22 protein-coding genes are annotated in these 24,197 nt (G+C 75.9%); 12 read left to right on the plus strand and 10 right to left on the minus strand.

Going from position 1 to position 24,197, the window contains the following annotated elements; translation table 11 throughout:
• Nucleotides 1–2 precede the first annotated feature (2 nt).
• The 9 genes from AB0C99_RS19165 to AB0C99_RS19205 all read left to right on the plus strand — a co-directional run bounded on the left by AB0C99_RS19165 (nucleotide 3) and on the right by AB0C99_RS19205 (nucleotide 9,415).
• Nucleotides 3–1,466, plus strand: coding sequence for an MFS transporter (locus tag AB0C99_RS19165; RefSeq protein ID WP_362476311.1), 1,464 nt, complete (start codon nucleotides 3–5; stop codon nucleotides 1,464–1,466).
• A gap of 104 nt (nucleotides 1,467–1,570) precedes the next feature.
• Nucleotides 1,571–2,326 (plus strand): (Fe-S)-binding protein, encoded by a 756-nt coding sequence (locus tag AB0C99_RS19170; protein ID WP_362476313.1) that lies wholly within the window; start codon nucleotides 1,571–1,573, stop codon nucleotides 2,324–2,326.
• Entirely contained in the window at nucleotides 2,323–3,870 is a 1,548-nt protein-coding gene (locus AB0C99_RS19175) for a lactate utilization protein B (RefSeq protein ID WP_362476315.1), read from the plus strand. The genes AB0C99_RS19170 and AB0C99_RS19175 overlap by 4 nt, the downstream gene beginning before the upstream one ends.
• Nucleotides 3,867–4,526, plus strand: coding sequence for an LUD domain-containing protein (locus AB0C99_RS19180; protein WP_362476316.1), 660 nt, complete (start codon nucleotides 3,867–3,869; stop codon nucleotides 4,524–4,526). The genes AB0C99_RS19175 and AB0C99_RS19180 overlap by 4 nt, the downstream gene beginning before the upstream one ends.
• A gap of 211 nt (nucleotides 4,527–4,737) precedes the next feature.
• Nucleotides 4,738–5,274, plus strand: a complete 537-nt coding sequence (locus AB0C99_RS19185) for an EF-hand domain-containing protein (protein ID WP_362476318.1) — start codon at nucleotides 4,738–4,740, stop codon at nucleotides 5,272–5,274.
• Nucleotides 5,274–6,362: an isocitrate/isopropylmalate family dehydrogenase gene (locus AB0C99_RS19190; protein WP_362476320.1), complete on the plus strand. Its 1,089-nt coding sequence runs from the start codon at nucleotides 5,274–5,276 to the stop codon at nucleotides 6,360–6,362. Before AB0C99_RS19185 ends, AB0C99_RS19190 begins: the two co-directional genes overlap by 1 nt.
• Nucleotides 6,359–7,051 (plus strand): cysteine hydrolase, encoded by a 693-nt coding sequence (locus AB0C99_RS19195; protein WP_362476322.1) that lies wholly within the window; start codon nucleotides 6,359–6,361, stop codon nucleotides 7,049–7,051. Before AB0C99_RS19190 ends, AB0C99_RS19195 begins: the two co-directional genes overlap by 4 nt.
• Complete coding sequence (locus AB0C99_RS19200; RefSeq protein WP_362476324.1) at nucleotides 7,048–8,028, plus strand: SAM-dependent methyltransferase; 981 nt, start codon at nucleotides 7,048–7,050, stop codon at nucleotides 8,026–8,028. The genes AB0C99_RS19195 and AB0C99_RS19200 overlap by 4 nt, the downstream gene beginning before the upstream one ends.
• Nucleotides 8,029–8,155: 127 nt before the next feature.
• Nucleotides 8,156–9,415, plus strand: coding sequence for an AI-2E family transporter (locus AB0C99_RS19205; RefSeq protein WP_362476326.1), 1,260 nt, complete (start codon nucleotides 8,156–8,158; stop codon nucleotides 9,413–9,415).
• 162 nt (nucleotides 9,416–9,577) lie between these two features.
• On the opposite strand, the gene AB0C99_RS19210 is transcribed toward AB0C99_RS19205, so the two are convergent.
• Entirely contained in the window at nucleotides 9,578–10,477 is a 900-nt protein-coding gene (locus AB0C99_RS19210) for an EamA family transporter (protein ID WP_362476328.1), read from the minus strand.
• 69 nt (nucleotides 10,478–10,546) lie between these two features.
• Between AB0C99_RS19210 and AB0C99_RS19215 the strand changes: the two genes are divergently transcribed.
• Nucleotides 10,547–11,473, plus strand: coding sequence for a LysR family transcriptional regulator (locus tag AB0C99_RS19215; protein WP_362476330.1), 927 nt, complete (start codon nucleotides 10,547–10,549; stop codon nucleotides 11,471–11,473).
• Here the strand turns inward: AB0C99_RS19215 and AB0C99_RS19220 are convergent.
• The 5 genes from AB0C99_RS19220 to AB0C99_RS19240 all read right to left on the minus strand — a co-directional run bounded on the left by AB0C99_RS19220 (nucleotide 11,448) and on the right by AB0C99_RS19240 (nucleotide 16,624).
• Nucleotides 11,448–12,428, minus strand: a complete 981-nt coding sequence (locus AB0C99_RS19220) for a PhzF family phenazine biosynthesis protein (protein ID WP_362476331.1) — start codon at nucleotides 12,426–12,428, stop codon at nucleotides 11,448–11,450. The genes AB0C99_RS19215 and AB0C99_RS19220 overlap by 26 nt on opposite strands.
• Nucleotides 12,418–13,617, minus strand: coding sequence for a CaiB/BaiF CoA-transferase family protein (locus AB0C99_RS19225; RefSeq protein ID WP_362476333.1), 1,200 nt, complete (start codon nucleotides 13,615–13,617; stop codon nucleotides 12,418–12,420). The genes AB0C99_RS19220 and AB0C99_RS19225 overlap by 11 nt, the downstream gene beginning before the upstream one ends.
• Before the next feature lie 42 nt (nucleotides 13,618–13,659).
• Nucleotides 13,660–14,295 carry a hypothetical protein gene (locus tag AB0C99_RS19230; protein ID WP_362476334.1) on the minus strand — a complete coding sequence of 212 codons (636 nt, stop codon included), beginning with the start codon at nucleotides 14,293–14,295 and terminating at the stop codon, nucleotides 13,660–13,662.
• Nucleotides 14,292–15,728: an ATP-binding protein gene (locus tag AB0C99_RS19235; protein ID WP_362476469.1), complete on the minus strand. Its 1,437-nt coding sequence runs from the start codon at nucleotides 15,726–15,728 to the stop codon at nucleotides 14,292–14,294. The genes AB0C99_RS19230 and AB0C99_RS19235 overlap by 4 nt, the downstream gene beginning before the upstream one ends.
• A gap of 173 nt (nucleotides 15,729–15,901) precedes the next feature.
• Nucleotides 15,902–16,624, minus strand: coding sequence for a response regulator transcription factor (locus AB0C99_RS19240; RefSeq protein ID WP_362476336.1), 723 nt, complete (start codon nucleotides 16,622–16,624; stop codon nucleotides 15,902–15,904).
• Between the two features lie 173 nt (nucleotides 16,625–16,797).
• Between AB0C99_RS19240 and AB0C99_RS19245 the strand changes: the two genes are divergently transcribed.
• Nucleotides 16,798–17,655, plus strand: coding sequence for a polysaccharide deacetylase family protein (locus tag AB0C99_RS19245; protein WP_362476338.1), 858 nt, complete (start codon nucleotides 16,798–16,800; stop codon nucleotides 17,653–17,655).
• Nucleotides 17,656–17,758: 103 nt separating this feature from the next.
• On the plus strand, nucleotides 17,759–19,075 hold the full coding sequence (locus AB0C99_RS19250) for a DUF418 domain-containing protein (RefSeq protein ID WP_362476340.1): 1,317 nt from the start codon (nucleotides 17,759–17,761) through the stop codon (nucleotides 19,073–19,075).
• Here the strand turns inward: AB0C99_RS19250 and AB0C99_RS19255 are convergent.
• The 4 genes from AB0C99_RS19255 to lnt form a co-directional block, all read right to left on the minus strand.
• The gene (locus tag AB0C99_RS19255) at nucleotides 19,065–20,954 is read right to left on the minus strand and encodes a GAF domain-containing protein (RefSeq protein WP_362476342.1); all 1,890 of its coding nucleotides are present in this window, start codon (nucleotides 20,952–20,954) and stop codon (nucleotides 19,065–19,067) included. The two genes, AB0C99_RS19250 and AB0C99_RS19255, sit on opposite strands and share 11 nt — an antisense overlap.
• Nucleotides 20,955–21,051: 97 nt before the next feature.
• A complete protein-coding gene (locus AB0C99_RS19260; RefSeq protein WP_362476344.1) occupies nucleotides 21,052–21,885 on the minus strand; it encodes a 3-hydroxybutyrate dehydrogenase in 834 nt (277 codons plus the stop codon).
• Between the two features lie 55 nt (nucleotides 21,886–21,940).
• Nucleotides 21,941–22,423: an NUDIX domain-containing protein gene (locus AB0C99_RS19265; protein ID WP_362476346.1), complete on the minus strand. Its 483-nt coding sequence runs from the start codon at nucleotides 22,421–22,423 to the stop codon at nucleotides 21,941–21,943.
• 36 nt (nucleotides 22,424–22,459) lie between these two features.
• Nucleotides 22,460–24,184 (minus strand): apolipoprotein N-acyltransferase, encoded by a 1,725-nt coding sequence (gene lnt / locus AB0C99_RS19270; RefSeq protein WP_362476348.1) that lies wholly within the window; start codon nucleotides 24,182–24,184, stop codon nucleotides 22,460–22,462.
• Nucleotides 24,185–24,197: the final 13 nt, after the last annotated feature.

Here is a 24,197-nt window from a genome sequence, read left to right on the forward strand (position 1 = left end):
CGGTGGCCACCGGACAGTACGAGAAGAGCGCGACGGCCCGGGGCGGGACGGGTCCGGCGGGCGGGCGGCGGGCCCGGCTGGTCCTGGCGCTGGTGTGCGCCTGCCAGTTCATGGTGATCCTGGACTCGTCCATCGTGAACGTCGCCCTGCCCTCGGTCCGCGCGGACCTCGGTTTCACCGACACCGGGGTCGCCTGGGTGGTGAACGGCTATCTGCTCGCCTTCGCCGGGCTGTTGCTGCTCGGGGGCCGGGCGGCCGACCTGGCGGGCGCGCGGCGGGTGCTGACCGCCGGTCTGCTGGTGTTCTCGGTGTCGAGCCTCGTCGGCGGGCTCGCGCCCACGCCCGGGGTGCTCGTCGCGGCGCGCGTGGCGCAGGGCGTCGGCGCGGCGCTGACGGCCCCGGCGACGCTCGCGGTCATCCACACCCACTTCACCGAACCGGGCGCGCGGGCGCGGGCGTTCGGCGCCTGGGCCTCCTCGGGCGGCGTGGGCGGCCTCGCGGGCGCGATCGTCGGCGGGGCGTTCACGACGGGGCTGTCCTGGCGCTGGGTCTTCCTGGTCAACGTCCCGGTCGGCGCGCTGCTGGTGGCCGTGGCGCTGACGCGGCTGTCCGCCGCGCGCACGGCCCGCCGGGAGCCGGTCGACGTGCTCGGCGCGCTGACCGGCACCCTCGGGCTGGCCGCGCTGGTCTTCGGCGTCACGGGCATCGCGGACGGGGGCCGGGGCTCGGGCGCGGTCCTCGGCCCGGTCCTGACGGGGGCGGTGCTGCTGGGCGTCTTCTTGGCGGTGGAGTCGCGGGCGTCCCACCCGATGGTGCCGCTGCGGCTGTTCCGGAGCCGGGCGATCGCCACCGGCAACGCGATGCTCCTGCTCTTCGGCGGGATCGCCATCGCCCTGTGGTACTTCACCGCGCTGTTCCTCCAGAACGTCCTCGGCTTCTCCGCGCTCCAGGCGGGGCTGGGCCAGACACCCGCCGCCGTCGGCTTCATGGTGGTCGCCCGGTACGCCTCGGGGCGGCTCGCGAGCGCCGGGGTGCGCGCGCTGGTCCTGGCCGGCGCCGCCTGCTTCGTGGCGGGCTTCCTGTGGCTCTCGGCCGCCGGCCCCGGCAGCGGGTACGCGACCGGGGTACTCGGCCCCACGCTGCTGGTCTCGGCGGGCATCGGCCTGACCTTCCCCGCCCTGATGGCCGCGTCGACGGCCGGCGCCCCCGAGGAGTACGCGGGGACGGTGGGCGGGCTCGCCACCACCGCGCACCAGGTGGGCGGTTCGGTCGGCCTCGCGGTGCTGGCGACGGCCGCGGGCGCGCGAGCGGCCGACGCGGCGCCGGGCACCCCGGCCGCGGCCGCCGTGGCCGCCGGGTACCAGCTGGTGTTCCTCCTCGCGGCGGGGCTGGCCGTCGCCGTCGCCCTGATCTCCCTGCTGGTCCCGGGGCGGCCGGTCCGACGGAAGCCGGCGGAGACGCCCTAGGGTGGGGCGGACCCGCCCGCCGGGTCCGCCCGAACGAACCGCCTTCCGGCCGACGGGTCCGCCCGCCGGGTCCGCCCGACCTCGCCGAAGCCGAAGGAGCCGCGATGCGTGTCGCCCTGTTCCTGACCTGTGTCAACGACACGCTCTATCCGGACACCGGCCGGGCCGTGGTGCGGCTCCTGACCCGGCTCGGCGTGGACGTCGACTTCCCGGCCGGGCAGACCTGTTGCGGGCAGGCCCACTACAACTCCGGGTACCGCCACGAGACCGAGCCGCTCGCCCGGCGCTTCGCCGAGGTCTTCGGCGGCTACGAGGCGATCGTGACCCCCTCCGGCTCCTGCGGGGCGATGGTGCGCGAGCTGTACCCGCGGCTGGGCGAGCGGGCCCGCGCGGAGGGGCGTGGCGGCGCGCTGGCGGCGACGCTGGCGCCGGTGGTGCCGAGGACGTACGAGCTGACGGAGTTCCTGGTGGACGTGCTGGGGGTGACGGACGTCGGCGCCTGGTACCCGCACCGGGTCACCTACCACCCCACCTGTCACGGGGCGCGCGGCCTCGGGCTCGGCGACCGCCCGCTGCGGCTGCTGCGGGCGGTGCGGGGCATCGACCTGCGGGAGTTGCCGGGCGCGGAGGAGTGCTGCGGCTTCGGCGGGACCTTCGCGCTGAAGAACCCGGACGTGTCGGCCGCGATGGGCGCGGACAAGGTGCGCGCCGCCGAGTCCACCGGCGCCGAGGTGCTGTGCGCGGGCGACAACTCCTGTCTGACGCACCTGGGCGGGACGGCGGCCCGGCTGCGGACGCGCCTCCGGCCGGTCCACCTGGCGGAGATCCTGGCGAGCACGGAAGCGGAGCCCCTGGCATGAGCGGCACGTTCGTCGGGATGCCGGCGTTCCCCGAGGCGGCCCGCGAGGCCGTGCGCGACGAGCGGCTGCGCGGCAATCTGCGGCACGCCACCCACACCATCCGGGCCAAGCGGGCCGCCGCCGTCGCGGAGGTCTCCGACTGGGCGGAGCTGCGCGAGGCGGGGCGGCGGATCAAGGACCACACCCTGCGCCATCTGGACCGCTATCTGGAGCGGTTGGAGGCGGCGGTGACCGCCGCGGGCGGCACGGTCCACTGGGCGGCGGACGCGGCGGAGGCCAACCGGATCGTCACGGAGCTGGTGCTGGCGACGGGCGAGACGGAGGTCGTCAAGGTCAAGTCGATGGCCACCCAGGAGATCGGCCTCAACGAGGCCCTGGAGGCGGCGGGGATCCGCGCCTACGAGACGGATCTCGCGGAGCTCATCGTGCAGTTGGGCCGGGACCGGCCCTCGCACATCCTGGTGCCCGCGATCCACCGCAACCGGGCCGAGATCCGGGATACGTTCCGCTCCGAGATGAAGGAATGGGGCCGCCCGGCCCCGGCGGGGCTCGGCGACTCCCCCGCCGAGCTGGCCGAGGCCGCCCGGCTGCACCTGCGGGAGAAGTTCCTGCGGGCCAAGGTCGGCGTGTCGGGCGCCAACTTCATGGTCGCGGAGACCGGCACCCTGGTCGTCGTCGAGTCTGAAGGCAACGGCCGGATGTGCCTGACCCTGCCGGAGACGCTGATCTCCGTCGTCGGCATCGAGAAGACCATCCCGACCTGGCGGGACCTGGAGGTCTTCCTCCAGACGCTGCCGCGCTCCTCGACCGCCGAGCGGATGAACCCGTACACCTCGATGTGGACCGGCACGGCGGGCGACGACGGCCCCCGGACCTTCCATCTGGTGCTGCTCGACAACGGGCGCACCGACACCCTCGCCGACGAGGTGGGCCGGCAGGCGCTGCGCTGCATCCGCTGCTCGGCCTGCCTCAACGTCTGCCCGGTGTACGAGCGGGCGGGCGGCCACGCGTACGGTTCGGTCTATCCGGGGCCGATCGGCGCGATCCTCAGCCCCCAGCTGCGCGGTACGGGCAGCGCCGTGGACGCCTCGCTGCCCTTCGCCTCCTCGCTGTGCGGGGCCTGTTACGAGGTCTGCCCGGTCGCCATCGACATCCCCGAGGTCCTGGTCCACCTGCGCGAACGGGTCGTCCAGGGCGGCCCGGCGGTCCGCGAGGGGAACAAGGTCGTGCTCCGCCCGGCGAAGGGGCACGCCGCCGAACGGGCGGCGATGCGCGCGGCGCGCTGGGCGTTCGACCGGCCTGGCGTGCTGCGCACCGGCCAGCGGCTCGCGGCCCGCACCCGGCGACTGCATCCACGCACACTGCCGGGCCCCGGCCGCGCCTGGACCGAGTCGCGGGAGCTCCCGGCCGTGCCGCCGGAACCGTTCCGGGACTGGTGGGAACGGACCGAGGGCGGCCGGATCGAGAACGGCCGCCCCGAGCGGACCGGCGACGGCCGGACCGGAAGCGGCCCCGAGCGGGCCGGGGAGGAGGAGGCGGAGTGAGCGGCAGGGAGCGTGTCCTGGGCCGGGTGCGGCGGGCGCTCGCGGGGCTTCCGGAGGACTCCGTACCGTACGAGGAGGCCGTCGGGCGCGGCTATCTGCGGCGGCACGGCGAGCTGGACCCCGCGCGGACGGCGGAGCTGCTCGCGGCGAACCTGGCCGACTACCGGGCGCTGGTCCACCGCTGCTCCGCCGACGCGCTGCCCGCGCTGATCGCGGGGCTGCTGGCGGCGCGGGGCGCCCGGACGGTGCTGGTCCCGGACGGCCTCGACCCGGGGTGGCTCGCGGCGAGCGGCGCCCGGCGGGTCGCGGACCGGGCGGAGAGCACCCCGGCGGAGCTGGACCGGGTGGACAGCGTGGTCACCGGCTGCGCCCTGGCGATCGCGGAGACCGGGACGCTGGTGCTGGACGGCTCCGCGGGCCAGGGGCGGCGCCGCGTCACCCTCGTCCCCGACCACCACGTCTGCGTGGTGCGGGTCCCGGACCAGGTGGTGGCCTCGGTGCCGCTGGCGCTGGAGCGGCTGGACCCGGTCCGCCCGCTGACCTGGATCTCGGGCCCGTCGGCGACCAGCGACATCGAGCTGGACCGGGTGGAGGGGGTGCACGGCCCGCGCACCCTGGAGGTCGTGCTGGTCGGGGACGCGCCGGGAGCGCGCTGAGCGCCGCCCGGCGCGCGGGGGCGCCCGTACGGAGCGGGCCGCTTTCCCTTTCGGGTGACGGCTCACGCATCCGGCGGACGATTCCACTCATCCGGGTGTGCAGGGACGTTCCTGCACCGAATACGCCCCGGGGGCGCCCGGAGAATGGGCCGGCCGCCGGGGTGCGCCCGGCGCGCACTCCCCCCGACACCCGGAACAGAGGCGTATCCGCATGACCACCCCCCATGCCCTCGACCGCGTACGCGTCGTCTTCGAGCTCTTCGACGCCGACGGGAACGGGCACATCGAGCCCGAGGACTTCGACCTGATGGGCAGCCGCACCGTCGCGGCGGTCCCGGCGGCGGGCGACGCCGCCACCGCGCGGCTGCTCGACGCCTTCCAGCGCTACTGGAAGACGCTGGAGACCGAGCTGGACACCGACGGGGACGGACGGGTCAGCTTCGAGGAGTTCCAGGCCGTCGTGCTCTCCCCGGAGCGCTTCGACTCCACCGTCGACGAGTTCGCCGAGGCGCTCGCCGACATGGGCGACCCGGACGGCGACGGCTTCGTCGACCGGCCCGAGTTCCTCGCCCTGATGACCGCCATCGGCTTCGACGAGGCCAACATCGAGGCCCTGTTCGACGCCTTCGAGCCCGTCGAGGGCGACCGCATCCCCGTCGCCACCTGGGCCGACGGCATCCGGGACTACTACCGGCCCGAGAAGTCCGGCATCCCCGGCGACCGCCTGACCGACGCCTCGGACCGCTGATGCCCGCCGCCCCGGCGACCGCCCCCACGGTCGGCCTCGCGGTCGGCCGGGGCACCGGCGCCGAACTCGCCGAGGTCTTCGAGCGCGTCCTCCGCGCCCTCACCGCCGCGCTCCCGCACGGCGTCCGGATCGAACGCTCCCCGCGCGTCTACCACTCGTACGTCTCCCTCCGCGACGGGCACGACGTCGAGCGCATCCGCGAGCTGACGGCCGAGGACGCCGACCACTACGAGCGCTTCTGCCGCGAACTGGCCGCGGCCGGCACCCCGGCCGTCTTCCGCACCGCGGTCAACGCCCAGTCCCTGTACCTGGTCCGGCGCAGGCTGCGGGCCGTCAAGGTGGACCTGCTGGGCGAGGGGACGAGCGACCTGCTGCTCGTCCGCGACCAGGCCCAGGGCTTCTACACCGGCGAGAACCGGCACACCCCGGGCGAGGTGGTCCGCACCCTGACGTTCAGCCGGGACGTCACCGAGGCGGTCGTCCGGTACGCCCTGGAGCGGGCCCGCCGGGAGTGGCCGGACGGGGAGGCCGGACGGATCGTCATGGCGTACAAGTTCCACCTCCTCGACGGCGCCTTCGACACGTGGGTAAGCGAACTCGCCGAGCGCCTCGGGGTGCGGATCGAGGTCTTCCAGCCCGACACCGTCAACCGCAACCTGCTGGCCCACGGGCTGCCCGGGCGCACCCTGCTCATCGCCGGGAACGAGTGGGCCGACATCATGCACGTCATGCTGCTCGACCGGTTCGGCTCGGCCCGGCAGGAGAACCGGTGCACGGAGAACGTCTGCCTCGACCCCGGGGCGGCCGGCCTCGTCGAGTACCAGACCGTGCACGGCTCGGCCGACGACCTCGCCGGGCGCGACCTCGTCAACCCGGTGGCCACGGTCCGGGCCGCGGCCCTCGTCGCCGAGCGGCACTGCGGCGTACCCGGCGCCGTCGCTGAGGTCGAACGGGCCCTCGCCGCGCTGGAAGAGCGGGGTGTCGGCACGCCCGACCTCGGCGGCCGGCACACCACCACCGGCGTCGTCGACGCGCTGCTCGACGCTGTCGGCACGCCCCGGCCCGCCGCCCTGGTCGGTGAGCCGTGACGGCCCCCACGGGCACGGCGCTGGTCGTCGTGGACCTCCAGAACGACTTCTGCGCCACCCCGGTGGCCCGGGCCCGCTTCCGCGGCTCCCCCGCCGCCCTGGACGCCGCCGTCACCGGCACCGTACGGGCGGTGGAGGCGGCCCGGCGGCGGGGCGTGGAGGTCGTCTTCGTGCGCTTCCTCGGCGACCCCGCCTTCCAGGGGGAGAGCTGGCGCTCCCGCGACCTGCGGCTCGGCAAGGAGCCCAAGTGCCTGGAGGGCTCGTACGGCGCCGAGTTCACCGGCGTCGCCCCGGCGCCCGGGGAGCGCGTCTTCACCAAGCGGGCCTGCTTCGACGCCTTCCTCGCCGAGGGCTTCGCCGGGCACCTGGCCGCCCGGGGTGTCGGGCACCTCGTGCTCGCCGGGCTGTTCGCGGACGTGTGCGTGGACTCCACCGCCCGCACGGCCTTCCAGAAGGGCCTCCACCTCACCGTCCTGACCGAGTGCACCACCTCGCTCCACCTGCCGTACGACTCCGTGCTCCGCTTCATGCGGGCCGTCTACGGCGCCCGGACCACGACCGCGGACGACGCGGGTGCCTGGAGCGCGCCTTTGGGCGGGGGCGGGGGCACACCCCTGGACGGGGGCGGGGTCCTGCCCGTAGCCGGGACCGCAGCCGGAGCCGAGGCCGAGCGGGCGGCGGCCGGATGACCGCCACGGCCCGGTCCGCCGACCGGCCCACCGACCGCCCCGACGCCGACGCCGACGGCATCGGCGTCGCGGGGCCGGGCGGCGGGGTCTCGGCGGGCGTGGGCCGCACCGCGCTCCTCGTGGCGGCGGCCCGCGCCATCGAGACCCACCGCCCCGACAGCCTCGCCCGGGACCCGCTCGCCGAGCACTTCGTGCGCGCCGCGCCCGTCTCGGCCGACTGGCCGGTCCGCCCCGACCAGGTGCCCGGCGGGACCGCCGACCCGCTCTGGGGCCGCCTCGGCCGCTACTTCGGCCTGCGCACCCGCGTCCTCGACGACCACCTGCTCGCCTCCGCGCGCGCCGGGGCACGCCAGGTGGTGCTGCTCGGCGCGGGCCTGGACTCCCGCGCGTACCGGCTCCCCTGGCCGCCCGGCGCCGCCGTCCACGAGCTCGACACGGCCGGGGTGCTGGAGTTCAAGCGGCAGGTGCTCGACCGCCACGGCGCCGCCCCGACGGCGGACCGCCGTCCGCTCGCCGTCGACCTGCGGGAGGACTGGGAGCGGGCCCTGCTCTCGAACGGCTTCTCGCCCGGCCTGCCCACCGCCTGGCTCGCCGAGGGGCTGCTGCTCTATCTGCCCGCCGAGGCCGAACGGCGGCTCATCGCCACCGTGGACCGGCTGAGCGCGCCCGGCAGCACCCTCGCGTACGAGATCAAGGAGATCGCCGAGACGGCCGCCGTGCGCCGCAACCCCGTGTACACGGCGGCCCGGGAGCGGCTCGGCATCGACCTGATCGCCCTCTTCGACACCCGCCCCCGGCCCGACTCCGCCGGGGAACTCGCCCGCCGGGGCTGGCGGGTGCGGGTGCGCGGCCCGTACGAGTTCACCGCCCTGCACGGACGCGGGCCCCGCCCGGAGCCGGACGACGCCCTCGCGGTCAACCGCTGGGTCTTCGCGACGGCCACCGGTCACCGCCCCGCCCGCGCCGGCGGGAGCTGACCGCTCCCGCCCCCTCGCCGCCGGGGCCCGCCCGCCCGCCGATCGGGCGGGCCCCGGTCCGACCCGGTCGGGGGAACCTGGCCCCCATGCCGTGGCGCGGCCCCGTCCGGGTGGTACGTCGTCGGTCATGCAGCCAGCCGCACCGCCCACGGTCGCCCCGTTCCTCCGCACGGCCGCCGCCTACGCGTGGCGGCTGCTGGTCGTCGGCGCGCTCGTCTACCTCCTGTTCGCCCTGCTCGGGCGCTTCCACGAGGTCGCGGTGGCGGTCTTCCTCGGCCTGGTGGTCACCGCCCTGCTGCGCCCGGTCGCCGATCTCCTCGCGCGGCGGCTGCCCCGCGGGCTCGCCGTGGCGGTGACCCTGCTCGGCGGGATCGCGCTGGTCCTGGGCGTGCTGGCGCTGGTCGGCGAGGCGGTCGCGGGCGAGAGCTCGTCGCTGGTGCGGGAGTTCCGGGACGGCGTCGAGCGGATCGAGCGCTGGCTGCGACGGCCGCCGCTGCGGCTGAACCCGCAGGCGCTCACGGACGTCCAGTCCAAGATCGGCGACTTCCTGTCCAGCCACCGCTCCGCCCTGGTCAGCCAGGCGGTGAGCGGGGCGCACCAGGTGGTGGCGGTGCTGACCACGCTGGCGCTGGCGCTGTTCTGCTCGGTGTTCTTCATCCACTCGGGCGACCGGCACTGGGAGTGGTTCCGGGAGCAGTTGCCGCAGTCCGCGCGCGGCCGGGTGGGCATCGGCGGGCGGGCCGCCTGGCGCACGTTCACCGGCTACACCCACGGGATCGTGCTGGTGGCGGCGACCAACGCGGTCCTGGTCGGGATCGCCCTGTGGCTCCTCGGCGTACCGCTGGCGGTGCCGCTGGCCCTGCTGGAGTTCGGCGCCGCGTTCATCCCGCTGATCGGCTCACCGGTGGCGCTCGCGGTCGCGGCGGTGGTGGCCCTGGCGACGAAGGGCCCGTGGATCGCGGCGGTGGTGATCGCCCTGATCGTGATCATCGGCCAGATCGAGGGCCACCTCCTGCACCCCCTGGTGATGAGCTGGGCGGTCCGCCTGCACCCCCTGGTCGTCGCCGTCTCGGTGGTGGCGGGCTCGATCGCGGCGGGCATCCTGGGCGCGGTGGTGGCGGTGCCGCTGGTGTCGGTGGTGTGGTCGGTCCACACGGCGCTTCGGGATGCGCGCGGGGGATCGGAGGGGGCTGAGGGATCCGCCGGATCCAAGGGCGGCGTCGGGTCCAAGGGCGGCGAGGGATCCGAGGGAGTCGAGGGATCCGACGGATCCGACGGATCCGACGGATCCGAGGGATCCGAGAACGGCCCGGAGCCGGGCGGAGGACGGCCGCCGGGCCGGGGGAAGCCGGGCGAGGGACCGGCGTCCGGCCCGGAGCCGGCCTAGGAAGGCGGTCCGGCGGCGGGCGGCCCGGCGCCAGGCGGAGCGGGGCCGGACGGAGCCGGGCCGGGCGGCCCGGCGTCGAGCGGAGCGGCGTCGAGCGGCCAGGCGCCAGACGGAGCGGGCCCGGGCGGTCCGGCCCCGCCCGCCACCCGCCCGCCCCCCCCGTCAGGCACCCCCACCGCGCCCCGAAGTGGCCAGGCTCAGCACGTTCGCCCCCACCACCGCCCCGATGGCCGCCCCGTCGATCCAGCCCAGGCCCTGGCCGAGGCCGATCCAGCCGACCAGCGCCGCGAGGACCGGGTTGACGCTCATGAAGAGCCCGAACGCGGCGGGCGGCACGTGCCGCAGGGTGAAGAGGTCCACCAGATACGGCACGGCCGAGGCGAGGACCCCGGCGGCGACCGCGTAGCCGAGCGAGGCGACCGTGGGCGGGTGGCGCAGCACCACGTACAGCCCGACCGGCAGGAACGTCACGGCCGACAGCAGCGCCGCCGCCGCGCTCCCCTGGGCGCCGGGGATCCGGCGGCCGACCGTGCGGTTGAGCAGGATGTACGAGGCCCAGCACACCGCCCCGAGCAGCCCGGCCGCCATCCCGACGTAGTCGGTGGTGGGCTGCGGGCGCATCAGGGCGACGACACCAGCCGCCGCCACGACGGCGCAGACCGCGTCGATCCGGCGGCGGGTGGCGGCCAGCGCGATGGCGAGCGGGCCGAGGAACTCCAGGGTCACGCCGAGGCCGAGGCCGACCCGGTCGATCGCGGTGTAGAGGGACAGGTTCATGGTGCCGAAGACGACCGCGAGCAGCACCACCGGCCGCCACTGGTGCCGGGTGAAGCCGCGCAGCGCGGGCCGTCCGACGGCCAGCAGCACGGCGGCGGCCACGTACTGGCGGACCGCGACGACGCCGACGGGCCCGAGGACGGGGAAGGCGAGGGAGCCGGTCGCGGCGCCGATCTGGTTCGACAGGCCGCTGCCGAGCATGGCGGCGACACCGGCGGCGGAGGTGCGGGAGCCGGGCCCGGTGGGGAACGCCGACGCGGCTTCGGCGGCAGGAGCGGAGGACATGAGGCGATGGTCCGCGCCCGGCGTCCTTGCGCAAAATGCATGATCGCGTCAGATCTATACGCTGGGATCATGGATGCGGTCGGCGCCGGCGGGGATACGGGTGGTGCGGGAGGCACGGGTGGTGCGGGCGGCACGGGCGGTGCGGGCCTGGAGCTGCGGCAGCTCCGCTGCCTGGTCGCGATCGTCGACGAGGGCACCTTCACCGACGCGGCCTTCGCGCTCGGCGTCTCGCAGGCCGCCGTCTCCCGCACCCTGGCGTCGCTCGAACGGGTCCTCGGCGTCCGCCTGTTGCGCCGCACCTCGCGCTCGGTGACACCCACGGCGCACGGGATACGAGTGCTGGCGCACGCCCGCCGGGTGCTCGCGGAGGCGGACGAGCTGGTCCGGGAGGCCGCGTCCGGGCAGCGGGTGCTCCGCGTCGGCTACGCCTGGTCCGCCCTCGGCCGGCACACCCCGGCCTTCCAGCGCCGGTGGGCGGCGGCGCACCCGGGGACCGAGCTCCACCTGGTGCGGGTGAACACGGCGACGGCGGGGCTCGCGGAGGGCTCCTGCGACCTCGCGGTGCTGCGCCGCCCGCTGGAGGACCGGCGCTTCGACGCGGCGATCGTGGGGCTTGAGCGGCGGCTGTGCGTGATGGCGGCGGACGATCCGCTGGCCCGGCGGCGTTCGGTGCGGCTGGCCGACCTCAGCGGTCACACGCTGCTGATCGACCGGCGGACCGGCACCACGACGCCGGAGCTGTGGCCGCCGGACTCGCGGCCCGCGACGGAGGAGACGTACGACGTGGACGACTGGCTCACGGCGATCTCCACCGGCCGCCGGATCGGGATGAGCGCGGAGGCGACGGCGGACCAGTACCGCCGCCCGGGGGTGGTCTACCGCCCGGTGCGGGACGCCGAGCCGGTCGCGGTGCGGCTGGCCTGGTGGCGGGACGACCCGCATCCCGCCGCCCCGGCCGTGGTCGAACTGCTCACCGCCCTCTACCGGGGGGTGTGAGTACGCGCGCCCGTACGCCCCCGATGACGAGCGCGGTGCCGCCGACGACGATCCGGGGGCCGGGGCCCGGGCCGTCGAGGACGGTGGCCGTGATCCGGGCGGGGCGGCCGAGCGCGTCGCCCATGTCGACGGCGATGTCCCCGAGTCCGCGCCCGGCCAGGTGGGCGGCGAGGCAGGCGGTGCCGTTGGCGTTGGCGATGTCCTCCGGGACGCCGATGGAAGGCGCGAACAGGCGGGCGGCGAGGGCGCCCGAGGGCTCCGGCGGGGAGTGGACGTAGGCGCCGAGGAGGCCGAACCGGTCGCAGAGCTCCCGCAGCCGGTCCAGGTCGGGCGTGAGCGCGGCGAGGGCGGCGCGGGAGGCGACGGGCACCAGGATCCGCTCCCGGCCGACACCGGCCACCCGCGCGTCCGGCCCGCTCTCGCCGGGCCCGAGGCCGAGGGCGGCCGGGATCAGGGCGCGTTCGGCGGCGGTGGGCGGGCGCAGGGTGACGGGCCCGGGGTCGAACAGGCCGGTGCCCCGGTCGCCTTCGGCGCGGGCGCGGCCGGTGAGGGTGCCGTGCGCGGTGCGCAGGGTGGCGCGGTAGGGCCGGCCGGGGGCGGCGCGCGAGGCGAGCAGCACGAGGGCGGCGACGGTGCCGTGGCCGCAGCCGGGCAGCTCGCCCGCCTCGGTGAAGTAGCGGACGCGGAAGACGGGTTCGGGGCCGGAGCCGGGGACCTGCCGGACGTACACGGCGTGCGAGGCGCCGTGCCGGGCGGGCAACAGGCGACGGGCCTCGTCGTCCATGCCGCCCGTGTCGCCGGGGCCGCCTGTACTGCCCGTACCGCCTGCATCGCCCGTACCGCCCGCGTCGCCCACCTGATGGCCCGTCTCCAGGACGACGGCGGTGGGGCTCCCGCCCATGCCGTCGCGGAGGCAGGCGTGGACGAGGGTGACGTCCGGGCCGTCAGACGGCACGGGCGGTCCGCAGCCGGGCGATGGCGTCGGCCCCGTAGCCGAGCTCCGTCAGGATCGGCTCGGTGTGCTCGCCGACACCCGGCACGGCCCCCATCCGGGCCTCGACGCCGTCGAGATCGGCCGGCGGGAGCAGCGCGGGCACCAGGTCGCCACCGGGCAGGGGCACGTCGCGCCAGCGGTCCCGGGCGGCGAGCACGGGGTGGTCGAGGAAGGCGGCGATGTCGTTGACCCCGGCGTTGGCGACACCCGCCTCGTCGAGGAGGCCGCCCGCCGTCGCCGCGTCGAGTTCGGCGAACCGGGCGGCGACGAGGGCGTCGAGGGGCTCGCGGTGGGCGACCCGCAGCGCGCCGGTGGCGAACCGGGGGTCGTCGACGAGCTCCGGGCGGCCGAGGAACCGCTCGCACAGGGCGGCCCATTCGCGCTCGTTCTGCACGGAGAAGAGCACGTCCTTGCCGTCGGCGGCGGTGAAGGCGCCGTAGGGGGCGATGGTGGCGTGCCGGGTGCCGACGCGCGGGGGCTGGGTGCCGCCGTAGCGGGTGTAGTAGGCGGGCTGGCCCATCCATTCGGCCAGCGCCTCGAAGAGCGAGACCTCGACCGCGCGCGCGACGCCGGTGGTGGCGCGGGTGAACAGGGCGGTCAGGATGCCGCTGTAGGCGTACATCCCGGCGGCGATGTCGGCGACGGACACCCCGGCGCGGGCGGCGCCGTGCTCGTTTCCGGTGAGCGAGACGAGCCCCGTCTGGCACTGGACGAGCAGGTCGTACGCCTTGCGGTCGGCCCAGGGGCCGGTGGTGCCGTAGCCGGAGACCGTGCAGGCGATGAGGGAGGGGAAGCGTTCGGCGAGCGCCCGCGCGCCGAGGCCCAGGCGCTCGGCGGCGCCGGGCGCGAGGTTCTGCACGAAGACGTCGGCGCCGGCCAGCAGGCGTTCCAGGACCTCGCGGCCCGCCTCGCTCTTCAGGTCGAGGGTGAGGGACTCCTTGGAGCGGTTGAGCCACACGAAGTAGCTCGACTCGCCGTGCACGGTGGTGTCGTAGCGGCGGGCGAAGTCCCCCTCGCCGGGCCGCTCGACCTTGATCACCCTGGCCCCGAGGTCGGCCAGCTGACGGGTCGCGAAGGGCGCGGCGACGGCCTGTTCGAGGCTGACGACGGTGATGCCGGTGAGCGGGAGCGCGTCGGGGCGTGCGGTCATGGAGAGACCTCCTGGTGGTGCGGTCCTGGCGCAGCCATGACATTACGCGGTGGGGGCCGGCGCCTCCGCGGGGTAGGCGCTGCCGGAGGCGTCGCAGCGCAGGTCCCAGGTGCCGGCCGTGTCCGGTTCGTGGACCCGGACCAGGACCTTGGTCTGGTCGAGGTCGGCGGCCTTGGCCGCGGTGCAGGCGAGCTGGCTCACGGCGGCCTGCTCCAGGCGCTGGACGGCGACCGGAAGGTGCAGGTCCACCGTGTCGGGGGTGGTCCGGACTGCGGTGACCTCGCCCTTCATCGGCGGCACGAGGGTGACCAGGCCCCGCTCCCGCTCGGCCGCGGTGGGCCCTTCCAGGAGCAGGTCGACGGCCTCCTGCGGGCCGACCGGCGTGCTCGCGGTCCGGGCCGCGTAGCGCAGCCCGTAGGGCCCGACGAACAGCAGCCGCGCGTCCCGGCTCGCGGTGCCGGGCCGGTTGGCGCCGACGGCGGGCGCCCCGGCCGGCTCCGGCCCGGTCGTCGGGACGCCGCAGCCGCTGAGCAGCACGGCGAGCGGGCCGAGCAGCCCGAACAGCGCGCGGGGGGCGAGGAGTCGGCGGAGCCCGGGGGCGCGGGGGGCGAGGAGTCGGCGGAGCCCGGGGGCGCGGCGGCGCGGCCCGGGGCCCGTCCGGGCACGGCGGCGGCTCATGTCGGGTCCTCCGTGCCGCGCAGGGGCAGGGTCACCGTGAACACCGCGCCGCCCTCGGGCGCGTTGGCGGCCGTGAGGGTGCCGCCGTGAAGGCGGACGTTCTCGCGGGCGATGGCCAGCCCGAGGCCGCTGCCCTCGGAGCGGGCGCGGGCCGAGTCCGCCTTGTAGAAGCGGTCGAAGACCTGCGGCAGCACGTCCTCGGGGATGCCGGGCCCGTGGTCGGCGACCTCGATGACGAGCCGTTCGCCGTCGCGGGAGGTCCGGGCGCGTACGACGACGGGGACGCCGCCGTGCCGCAGGGCGTTGCCGACCAGGTTGGCGAGGACCACGTCCAGCCGCCGGGGGTCGAGCACCGCCCGCAGCCCCTCGGGCACGTCGACGGTGACCTGGCCTGGTGTCCAGCCGCGCAGCTGGACGGTCTTGCGGACGGCCTCGGCGAGGTCCACCTCGTCGGGGTGGAGGGCCGCGGCGCCCGCGTCGAAGCGGGAGATCTCCATCAGGTCCTCGACCATCCGGGCCAGTTTGCGGGTCTCGTCGCTGATGAGCAGGACCGCCTCCGCGGTGTCGGGGTCGAGCCGCCCGGAGGCGGCGTCCTCGTCGAGGACCTCGGTGACCGCGCTCATCGCGGCGAGCGGGGTGCGCAGTTCGTGGGAGACGTCGGCGGCGAAGCGGCGGGCGCCCGCCTCCAGCCGCCGCAGTTCGGCGTCGTCCCGCTGGAGGGCGGCGGCCATGGTGTTGAAGGTGCGGCCCAGATCGGCCAGTTCGTCGCCGCCGACGGCGTCGAGGCGGGTGTCGAGGGCGCCGCGGGCGATCCGCTCGGCGGCCCCGCGCAGCTCGCGCACCGGGCGCAGCACCCGGCGGGCGGCGAGCAGCGCCGGGACGACGGCGAGCACGAGGGCGGGCACCGCGCCCGCCTGCGCGGCGGTGACCAGCGCCGCGATGTCGGCGCGCTGCTCGTCGAGCGCGAAGGAGGTGTAGACGGCGAGCCCGGACGGGTCGCCGGCGCCACCGGCGGGGCCGGGGGCGAACAGTACGGGCATCCCGACCGCGAGCCAGGGCCGCCCGTAGCGCTCGTACCGCTGGTAGACCGCCTCGCCTCGGGCGTCCACCGCGGCCCGCAGTCCCGCCGGGAGCTCCGGGGCGTCCGGCTGCCCCGCGACCGGCGGCCCGGCGCGGTAGGCGGCCTGGGCGTGCCAGCCGCGCGAGGCGCCCGCCCGGTCGAGCTGGAGGACGACGTTGCGCAGGTCCTGGGTGGTGGGCGGGAGGGGTACGTCGGGGGCGAGCGAACCGGCCTGGGCGCGCAGGTCGCGCACGGCGGTCTCCTGGGCGCGGTCGAGGATGGCGGCGCGGGCCTGCCGGAAGGTGAGCAGGGCGGTGATCAGGGCGCTGAGGGCGGACACCGCGAGGAAGGCGATGACGAGCCGGGACCGCAGCCCCGGCCGGTGCCGGGGGCGACGGCCGGGGCGGCTGTCGGGGCGGGCGGCGTCGGCGGTGCCGGGGCCCGCCGCGTCGCGGGAGCCTGCCGCGTCAGGCGGGACCACCGCGTCAGGGGAGCCCGCCCCGTCAGGGTTCTCGGCGTCTGGGGAGCCCACGGCGTCGGCGGGGCTCACAGCGGCCCGAACCGGTAGCCGAAGCCGCGCACGGTCTGCACGTACACCGGGTGGCGCGGGTCGTCCTCGACCTTGGCGCGCAGCCGCATCACGCAGGCGTCGACGAGCCGGGCGTCGCCGTAGAAGCTGTGCTCCCAGACCTGTTCGAGGAGCTGCTGGCGGCTGAAGACCTGGCCGGGGGTGGCGCTGAGGAAGAGGAGCAGCTTCAGTTCGGAGGGGGCGAGCACGAGGTCGGCGCCGTCCTTGGCGACCAGCAGCGCGGCCCGGTCGACGGTCAGCGCGCCGTGCGTCTCCGGGCCGCCGGCCGGGCCGCCGCCGCTCCCGGCGGGCGTGCCGTCGGGCCCGCCCGGCGGCTGCGCGACGACCCGGCGCAGCACGGCCCGCATCCGGGCCTCCAGGACCTCGCCGCTGGCCGGCTTGACCACGTAGTCGTCGGCCCCGGCCTCCAGCCCGACGACCATGTCGATGTCGTCGCCGCGCGCGGACAGGATGATGATCGGGATCTGCCGGGTCTCCCGGATCCGCCGGCACACCTCCAGGCCGCTCATGCCCGGCAGCATCAGGTCGAGCAGGACCAGCTCGGGCTGCGCGCGTTCCAGGGCGAGCAGTCCGGTCTCGCCGCTGGCGGCGGTCTCGATCTCGTGGCCGCGGCGGCGCAGCGCGAGGGTGACCCCCTTCCGTACGGCGGGATCGTCCTCGATCAGCAGGACTCGTGTCATGGCTCCGGTGGCTCCGCTTTCCTGTCCGCGATCTTTCCGGGCCCATCGTGCACCCGAAAGGGACCGGAATTCTTGAACAGTGTGCTCGACGCGGATGACGAACCCTTTCGCGTCGTGTGAGCAAACGATGACGGCCGCTTTCCCCGGCATTCCGGCGTGTTTGCGTCGAGGGCATGAACGAAGAAACCGAATGCCCGAAGAAGCCGACGACGAAGACGATGACGGCGCGGTTCGGCCGCGACCGCACCCGGCTCCTCGCCGCGGTGGCGCTCGCCGGGGCGGCGCTGGCGGCGGTCGCGCTGCTGCCGGGCCGGGACACGGGCGCCGCGAAGGCGCCGGACACCCGGTCCGCCCAGCCCGGCGGGGCGTACGCCCCGGCCGGTCCCGAGGCGCCGGGCGAGCTGGACGGGCTGCCCGAGCCGACGGTGGACATGGCGATCGTCCGCGACTCCGAGGACGGGGGGAAGACGGTCAACCTGACCCTGGACGACGGCCCCGACCCGCGCTGGACCCCCAAGGCGCTGGAGCTGCTGGCGAAGCACAAGGCCAAGGCCGTGTTCTGCATGACCGGCCCGAACGCCGCCGCCCACCCCGACCTGGTCAAGAAGGTCGTCGCCGCCGGCCACCGGCTGTGCGACCACTCGATCAGCCACGACACGGCCATGGACAAGAAGCCGGTCGACTACCAGCGCAAGGAGATCCTGGACGCCAAGGCCATGATCGACACCGCCTCGGGCGGCGAACGCATCTGGTACTACCGCGCCCCCGGCGGCGCCTTCACCCCGGAGAGCCGGCGGATCGCCGCCTCGGAGGGAATGCGCAATCTCGGCTGGAACGTCGATCCCAGCGATTACGAACGGCCCGGCACCGAGCGGATCGTACGGGCCGTCAAGAGCCAGCTCGCCAAGGGCCCGACGGTGCTGCTGCACGACGGCGGCGGGAATCGCGCGCAGACGATGGAGGCGCTGGAGCAGTTGCTGCCGTGGTTCGAGGAACAGGGCTATTCCTTCAGCTTCCCGAAGGCCGGCTGAGCCCACCCGAACGACCGCCCATCCCCCTTCCCCCGATCCCCCGTTCCCTGCCCCCCCGTTCCCTGCCCCCCCTTTCCCTCTCCTCCCTTTCCGAAGGAGTCTCGTGCATTCCGTTCCTCCCCCGGCGCCCGTGCGGCCGGGTACCCGTCTGCTCGGTGTCGACGTGCTGCGGGCGCTCGCCGTCCTCGGCATGGTCTGGGCCCACTTCGTCCTGACCGGCTGGCTCTCCCCCGCCGCTCCCGGCACACCGCCAGACGCCACGCTGCTGTGGATCAACGGGCTGCTCGGCACCCGCTCGCGGGAGGTCTTCTTCCTGCTCGCCGGTGTCTCGCTCGCCCTGATGACCGGCGGCCACCGCCCCCGCACCGGCCCCGACCGGCGCACCGACACCCGCAGGGTCCTGGTCCGGTCCGGGCTGCTCCTGCTGTGCGGGCTCGCGCTCGGCTCGTTCGGCTTCGGCGATGTGCAGATCCTGCATTTCTACGCGCTGTGGCTGCTGCTCCTGCTGCCGCTGGCCCGGCTGCGGGTGCCGGTCCTGCTCGGGCTCGCCGGGGTGCTCGCCGTGGCGGCGCCGGTCTTCAAGGTCGCCGCCGAACGGGCGGGCGGCTGGGGCTTCGTCCCCGACCCGATGGATCCCGTGTTCCTGGAACTGCACCACGGCTTCGCCCTCCTCGCGCACCCGGCCGACTGGTGGCCGACCGCGCAGAACGTGCTCTTCGGCCTCGGCGGCGGCTCCCAGGACACCGTGTCCGTCCTGCCGTTCCTCGTCCTGGGGCTGGCGCTGGGGCGGCTTGACCTGCGCTCCGGGGCGACCCGTCTGCGGCTGCTCGCCGCCGGGACGGCCACCGCCGTGACCGCCGTGCTGGCCGGGCTGCTCGCCATGTACCCGCTGGGCGCCGTGGCGGCCGTACGGGCCTACCGGGAGCCGCCGCTGCCCGCCCTCCCGTCCGATGTGCCGCCCCCGCCGCCGCTGGTGCCCTGGCAGCAGCTCGTGACGCTCGGGCACCCGGGACCGGCCGAGAAGGTGCTCAGCGTCACCGAGGGCGTGATGATGCTCGGGCTCATCGCCGCGCTCCTCGGCGGGCTGCTGATCCTGCTGGACCGGCAGCCCTGGCGGGTGCTGCTCCGCCCGCTGGCCGCCTTCGGCGGCATGGCGCTGACCTGGTACGTGGGCCACTTCCTGGTCCTGAAGGCGCTGCCCGTGGCGACGGCGGGCCCCGGCCTGCCCGGCGGCCGGTCGGCGCTGGCCTTCCTGGTCTTCACGGTCCTCGCCCTCGCCGCCTCGGTGCTCTGGCGCCGTCGGCTGCGCCGCGGGCCGCTGGAGTGGCTGATGCACACGGTCACCACCCGGGCCGTGCCCCGGCGCGACCCGGCCCGGCACGCGGTGAGCGGCTCCGGGCGCGGGTCGGTCAGCGTATGACGGCCCCCGCGAGGGCGTGCAGCCGCAGGGCCAGCTGTATCTCCAGGGCGCGGGCCGGGCTCTGCCAGTCGGGGCCGAGCAGCCGGCCGATCCGCTCGATCCGCTGGGCCACGGTGTTCACGTGCACGTGAAGCTCGTCCTTCGTACGGGCCGGGCTCATCCCGCACGCGAAGTACGCCTCCATGGTGCGCACCAGCTCGGTGCCCCGGCGCCGGTCGTAGCCGACGACCTGCCCGATGGTGCGCTCCACGAAGCCCTCGATGTCGCGGCTGTCGGCGAGCAGCAGGCCGAGGAAGCCGAGGTCCTCGGCGGCGGCGCCCTCGCCCTGGCGGCGCAGCAGCCGCAGCGCGTCCACGCAGCGACGGGCCTCCTCGTACGCCGGGGCGACCCGCTCGGGGTGGGCGAGCGGGGCGGTGAGCGGGGCGGAGGCGCCGACGGTGACCGGCTCGTGGAGGGCGCCGCCGAGCTGTCTCGCGGCCCGCCGGGCGAGCTCGGCGGCGGTCTCGCCGGGGCCGAGGGGCAGCAGCAGGACCGTGCCGCCGTCCCGGGCGGAGGCCAGGCCGTGCCGGGTGGCGGCCAGGTGCGAGGCGGCCGAGCGCAGCCGCTGGCGGTCGGCGCTCTCCCGCCCGCCGGGGTCCGGCTCGGCCCCGGCGCCGGCCCGGTCGATGCGGGCGGCGAGCACCACGTGGGGCGCGTCGCTGTCGGTGCGCAGCCGGGCGGCCCGCTCGCGCAGCAGCCGCCGGTCGCGGTCGGGGGCGTCGAGGAGGTCGTCGAGGAGGTCGCCCCGGAGCCGCTGCTCGGCCTCGCCCGCGGAGCGCCGGGCGAGCAGCAGCAGCGAGGTGACGAGGGCGGCCCGCTCCAGGGTGCGCAGGTCGACGGGGTCGATGTCGGGGCTGTCGCGCAGGACGAGGGCGCCGAAGCTCTCGCCTCCGGCGGAGACGGCGGCGATCCAGTCGTCGCCCGCGCGGGTCGCGTGGCCCTCGGCGATCCGGCCGGGCCCCGGCGGCTCCTCGGTGAACTCGACGGCCCCGCCGAGGACTTCGGAGACGGCGGCGGCCACGTCGTGCACCCCGCCGCCGCGCAGGACGAGCTCGGTGAGCCGGTCGTGGACCTCGGAGGCCCGCTCGATGACGCCGCTGTGCTCGCGGATGATGTCGTTGGCCCGCTCCAGCTCGGCGAGGGCGGAGCGGGTCTCGGCGAGCAGGTGGGCGGTGTCGATGGCGACGGCGGCGTGGGCGGCGAAGGAGCCGAGCAGGGCGACCTGCCCGCGCTCGAAGACCCTGGCCCTGCGGTCGGCGGCGAAGAGGACGCCGATGACCTGGCTGCCGAGGGTGAGGGGCACGCCGAGGATCGCGACCAGGCCCTCGTCGCCGACGGCGCCGTCGATGGGCTCGGTGTGCTGGAACCGGGCGTCGTGGAAGTAGTCCTCGGTGACGTAGGGCCGGGCGGTCTGGGCGACGAGTCCGCCGAGCCCCTCGCCCATGCCGAGCCGGAGCTGCTGGAAGCGGGCCGAGACGGAGCCCTCGGTGACCCGCATGTAGGTGTCGCCGCGCGCCGGGTCGTTGAGGCTGAGGTAGGCGACCTCGGTGCCGAGGAGGGAGCGGGCGCGCTGGACGATGGCGCGCAGCACGTCGTCGAGGTCGCGCAGGCCCGCGAGGTCGTTGGCGGTCTCGAAGAGCGCGGACAGCTCGGCCTCGCGGCGCCGCCGGCCCTCCAGCTCGGCCCGGACGCGCAGCGCGAGCTGCTTGGCCTGGTCGAGCCGGGCCAGCTCCTCGGGGCCCGCGCCGCTCGCTCGGGCGAGCAGCGCGGGCCGGTCGTACGCCTCGGTGGCGGCGCCGCGGGCGAGGAGCTCCAGGTAGACGGCCTGTTCGTGGGTCATGGTCACAGGGATACCTGCCGTACGGGGGCTCGCACCAGCCCTGTGGACAACTGCGCGGGGCCGCCTGTGGACGACCGGCGCCCGGCGCGGGCGGCGTTCAGTGGGCGGTCCAGCCCCCGTCCAGGACCAGCGAGGTGCCGGTGACGAACGACGCCTGCGGGGCGCAGAGGTAGAGCACGGCCTCGGCGACCTCCTCGGGTTCGATGAGCCGCTTGAGGGCGGAGTCCTTCAGGAGCACGTCGGCGACGACCCGTTCGGCGGGGATGCCGTGGGCGGCGGCCTGGTCGGCGATCTGGCGCTCGACGAGCGGGGTGCGGACGTAGCCGGGGTTGACGCAGTTGGAGGTGACGCCGTGCGGGGCGCCTTCGAGGGCGGCGGTCTTGGACAGGCCCTCCAGCCCGTGCTTGGCGGCGACGTAGGCGGACTTGAAGGGCGAGGCGCGCAGCCCGTGGACGGAGGAGACGTTCACGATCCGGCCCCAGCCGCGCGCGTACATGCCCGGCAGCGCGCCCCTGATCAGCCGGAACGGTGCCTCCAGCATCACGGTGAGGACGGTGTGGAAGACGTCCGGGGGGAACTCCTCGATGGGGCGGACGAGCTGGAGTCCGGCGTTGTTCACGAGGATGTCGGCGCCGTCCGCCGCGGCTTCGGCGGCGGCGAGGTCGGTGAGGTCGAGGAGGTGTGGTTCGAGCGTCCCGGGCAGGCCCCGGGCGGCGTCCGCCAGCGCGTCGAGTCCTTCGGCGGCCCGGTCGACGGCTCTGACCCGGGCCCCGGCGGCGGCGAGCCGCAGCGCGCAGGCCCGGCCGATGCCGCCGGCGGCTCCGGTGACGAGCGCGGTGCGCCCGGAGAGGTCGAGGGAGACGGCCCCGGGCACGGGTCCGGGCGCGGTGGCCTGGGCCGGTACGGGGCCTGGTGTGGTGGGGGCGCTCATGCTCCGCACCCTATGAACGGCCCCACCGCCGACCGATGTGTCCCCGACCCATAGTTCAGCCCTGGGGGGTGGTGTCGAACCATGTGGGTTCGTCGGCGAGCGCCTGCTCGATCCGGAAGTAGGAGAACCGCTTCATCTCGGGCAGCCGGTCGGTCTCGAACCAGCCGACCTCCAGCGACTCGTCGTCGTTGACCCGGGCCTCCCCGCCGACGGCCCGGCAGCGGAAGGACACGTCCATGAACTGGCACCGGTCGCCGTTGGGGTAGACGACCGGCTTGCGCAGGGTCTGGACGAGCACGATCCGCTCGGTCACGCAGTGCACGCCGGTCTCCTCGTACACCTCGCGGACCGCGCAGGCGGCGGGCTGCTCGCCGGGCTCGACGATCCCGCCGATGACGGCCCACATCCCGGTGTCGGCCCGGCGGCCGAGCAGCACCCGTCCCCGGTCGTCGAAGACGACCGCGCTCACGCCCGGCAGGAACAGCAGCTGGTGGCCCGCGGAGGCCCGGATGTCACGGATGAAGTCAGGGGTGCCCATGGGCCGACCCTAGATCATCTTCCGGCCCCGGACCGGTCAGGCCCCGGCGCCCTTCGCGGCCCGCCGGACGCGCAGGGAGCGGACCGCCGACCAGCCGAGACCGGCCGCGGCGAGGGCGACGAGCAGCGCCTCGGGCAGGGTGCCCATCCGGGTCGCGGGGGTCAGCGAGGAGCGCAGCGGCACCTTCTCGACCAGCACGTCCGGGGTGAACATCTTCGTCTGGGCGACGATCTCGCCGTCGGGGCGGATGACCGCGCTGACCCCGCTGGTGACCGGCACGACGACGCTGCGGCTGTGCTCGACGGCCCGCACGCGGGACATCGCGAGCTGCTGGTAGGTCATCTCGCTGCGGCCGAAGGTGGCGTTGTTGCTGGGGACGGTGATCAGCTGTGCCCCGTGCGTGACGGTGTCCCGCACGGCCCAGTCGAAGGCCGCCTCGTAGCAGGTGGCGAGGCCGACCTTGGTGCCGGCGAGGTCGAAGACGCCGACCTTGTTACCGGGGCCGAAGTCGCGGCGGACCCGGTCGACGTTGCTGTTGAAGAGGCGGACGAAGGAGCGCATCGGGATGTACTCGCCGAAGGGCTGCACGTGCCGCTTGTCGTACTCGGCGACCGGTCCGCGCCCCGGGGCCCACTCGATGAGGGTGTTGCGGAGCTTTCCGGTCTCGGGCGCGATGACGGCGCCGATGACGGTGGGCGCGCCGATCGCCCGTACCGCCTGGTCGATCACCTCGTACGCGTCGGGGTTGGCGTACGGGTCGATGTCGGAGGAGTTCTCCGGCCACAGCACGAAGTCGGGCTGGGGTTCGCGGCCCGCCTTCACCTCGGCGGCGAGCTCCTTGGTGCGGTTGGCGTGGTTGTCGAGCACGGCGCGGCGCTGGGAGTTGAAGTCCAGGCCGAGCCGGGGCACGTTGCCCTGCACGGCGGCGACGGTCGCGGTGCCGTCCTCGGCGGAGTCGTCCACGAGCGGCAGCGCGGCGAGCGCGCCGGTGACGGGGACGAGCACCGCGAGCGCGGCGGCGACGAGCGCGCCCCGCCCGCCGGGCACGGCCCGCCCGCCGGAGGGGCGCCCGGCACCCGAGTCTGAGCCCGGACCGGGGCCGGCCGTCGCTTCAGTCCCCTCGGCCCCGTCCGCACGGTCCGCCCCGTCGGTACTGTCCGCCCCGGCGCGGCGCCGCTCCAGCACCAGCCGGATCACCTCGTACAGGCCGAAGCCGCACAGGGCGACGGCGAAGCCGAGGACCGGGGTGCCGCCCACGGCGGCGAGGGGCAGGAAGACGCCGTCGGCCTGGCCGAAGGCGATCTTGCCCCAGGGGAAGCCGCCGAACGGCGCCCGCGCGCGGGCGGCCTCGCCGAGGATCCAGACGGCGGCGGCGAAGACGGGCCAGGCGGGCAGCCGGGAGACGGCGGCGACGCCGAGGCCCACGGCGGCGACGAACAGCGCCTCGACGCCGGCGAGCGCGAGCCACGGCCCGGGGCCGACCTCCTCGCCGGTCCACACCAGCAGCGGGAGCAGGAAGCCGAGCCCGGCCAGGTAGCCGAGGCCGAAGCCCGCGCGCAGCCGGCGGCCGCGCAGGGTCCAGCCGAGGAGCGCGAAGGCGGGCAGCGCGAGCCACCACAGGGGCCGCGGCGGGAAGCTCAGGAACAGCAGCAGTCCGGACAGGACGGCCGCCGCGGGCCGCCGGAACCGCCGCGGCACCCGGCCTCGTCCCGTGGCGGGAGCGGGTTCGGGCACGTCGACGGGGGTCATGGTGGCGCTCACGTGCCGGAGTCTA

The sequence above is a fragment of the Streptomyces sp. NPDC048659 genome (assembly GCF_040650575.1).
Classification (GTDB): Bacteria; Actinomycetota; Actinomycetes; order Streptomycetales; family Streptomycetaceae; genus Streptomyces.

Bases quoted from the DNA above. Each gene is read 5' to 3' on its own strand.
- AB0C99_RS19225 (WP_362476333.1), bottom strand. From the start codon at position 13,617: ATGACCGCACGCCCCGACGCGCTCCCGCTCACCGGCATCACCGTCGTC.
- AB0C99_RS19240 (WP_362476336.1), bottom strand. From the start codon at position 16,624: ATGACACGAGTCCTGCTGATCGAGGACGATCCCGCCGTACGGAAGGGG.
- AB0C99_RS19205 (WP_362476326.1), top strand. From the start codon at position 8,156: ATGCAGCCAGCCGCACCGCCCACGGTCGCCCCGTTCCTCCGCACGGCC.
- AB0C99_RS19265 (WP_362476346.1), bottom strand. From the start codon at position 22,423: ATGGGCACCCCTGACTTCATCCGTGACATCCGGGCCTCCGCGGGCCAC.
- AB0C99_RS19255 (WP_362476342.1), bottom strand. From the start codon at position 20,954: ATGACCCACGAACAGGCCGTCTACCTGGAGCTCCTCGCCCGCGGCGCC.
- AB0C99_RS19185 (WP_362476318.1), top strand. From the start codon at position 4,738: ATGACCACCCCCCATGCCCTCGACCGCGTACGCGTCGTCTTCGAGCTC.
- AB0C99_RS19210 (WP_362476328.1), bottom strand. From the start codon at position 10,477: ATGTCCTCCGCTCCTGCCGCCGAAGCCGCGTCGGCGTTCCCCACCGGG.
- AB0C99_RS19215 (WP_362476330.1), top strand. From the start codon at position 10,547: ATGGATGCGGTCGGCGCCGGCGGGGATACGGGTGGTGCGGGAGGCACG.
- AB0C99_RS19260 (WP_362476344.1), bottom strand. From the start codon at position 21,885: ATGAGCGCCCCCACCACACCAGGCCCCGTACCGGCCCAGGCCACCGCG.
- AB0C99_RS19245 (WP_362476338.1), top strand. From the start codon at position 16,798: ATGAACGAAGAAACCGAATGCCCGAAGAAGCCGACGACGAAGACGATG.
- AB0C99_RS19200 (WP_362476324.1), top strand. From the start codon at position 7,048: ATGACCGCCACGGCCCGGTCCGCCGACCGGCCCACCGACCGCCCCGAC.
- AB0C99_RS19170 (WP_362476313.1), top strand. From the start codon at position 1,571: ATGCGTGTCGCCCTGTTCCTGACCTGTGTCAACGACACGCTCTATCCG.
- AB0C99_RS19190 (WP_362476320.1), top strand. From the start codon at position 5,274: ATGCCCGCCGCCCCGGCGACCGCCCCCACGGTCGGCCTCGCGGTCGGC.
- AB0C99_RS19175 (WP_362476315.1), top strand. From the start codon at position 2,323: ATGAGCGGCACGTTCGTCGGGATGCCGGCGTTCCCCGAGGCGGCCCGC.
- AB0C99_RS19230 (WP_362476334.1), bottom strand. From the start codon at position 14,295: ATGAGCCGCCGCCGTGCCCGGACGGGCCCCGGGCCGCGCCGCCGCGCC.